The 1,181-nt window shown below is 72.0% G+C and carries 1 protein-coding gene; it reads left to right on the forward strand.

Translation table 11 applies throughout. The annotated features are described in order from the left end of the window. Positions 1-77 precede the first annotated feature (77 nt). Positions 78-1,181, forward strand: a 1,104-nt coding sequence (locus Q7A36_RS40005) for an IS4 family transposase (RefSeq protein ID WP_305109359.1), incomplete at its 3' end; no start/stop codon positions are given.

Raw genomic sequence — 1,181 nt, forward strand, 5'->3', positions numbered from 1 at the left:
CAATACCGTTGACTTTGGTTGGGCTGGCTGGCGGAGTCGGGTGGTGGGACCGCTGACCGCTGCGGGAGGACCGAGGCATGGTCCGCAAAGCGACGCACTTGCCGAATGGCGCCCGGATCAGTGACCAGGTCAGCCTTGGGGTTTTGACATCCACGGTGCCGGCGGCGCTGGTGGACGCCGTGTTGGCCGAGACCGGCCGGCAGAGCCAGCGTCAGCGGCAGTTGCCGGCGCGCCTGGTGGTCTACTATGTCATGGCGCTGGCGCTGTACGCACAGTCCTCCTACGGCGAGGTGCTGCGCTGCCTGCTGGAGGGCGTGCGCTGGCTGCGGCTGGGCGGCGCCGAACTGGCGGTGGCGACGAAGTCAGCCGTCACCCGGGCCCGCGTGCGGCTGGGCGCGGCCCCGGTGCGGGTGCTCTTCGAGCGCCTCGCCCGTCCCTTCGCCACCCCGGGGGTGCCCGGGGCGTGGTACCGTGGCTGCCGCATCGTCAGCCTGGACGGCACCACCCTCGACCTGCCGGACGCGCCCGAGCTCGAGGCGCGCTATGGCCGCCCTGGCGCCTCACGCGGGACCAGCAGCTACCCGCAGTTGCAACTGCTGAGCCTGACGGAATGCGGCACGCACGCGATCTTCGCCGCGGCGCTGGACCGCTACGATGCCAGCGAGGTCCGGCTGGCGCCGGCACTGCTGGAGCGGCTGCGCCCGGAGATGCTGTGCCTGGCCGACCGAGCCTTCGTCGGCTTCGAGCTGTGGCGGGAGGCTGCAGCCAGCGGCGCCAACCTGCTGTGGCGACTGCGCGCCAACCAGGTCCTGCCCTGCCGACAGCGTCTGGCCGACGGCTCGTATCTGAGCCGGCTCTATGCCTCGCCGGCGCACCGCCGCCGCGACGAGGGCGGCCTCGTGGTGCGGGTGATCGAGTACCGCCTGGAGGGCGTGCCGGGGGCGGAGCCGCTGTACCGGCTGGTCACCACCTTGCTCGACCCCGTGGCGGCGCCGGCCGCGGAACTGGCCGCCTTGTACCACGAGAGGTGGGAGAGCGAGGGCGCCTTCGCCGAGCTCAAGGTGAGCTTGCCGGGCGAGCGCCTGATGCTGCGCAGCCGTCGCGCCGACCTAGTGGAGCAAGAGGTCTACGGCCTGCTGCTGGTCCACCTGGCGCTGCGCCAACTCATGTACGAGGCCAGT

Origin of the sequence: Paracraurococcus lichenis (assembly GCF_030657435.1) — a bacterium.
GTDB lineage: Bacteria > Pseudomonadota > Alphaproteobacteria > Acetobacterales > Acetobacteraceae > Paracraurococcus > Paracraurococcus lichenis.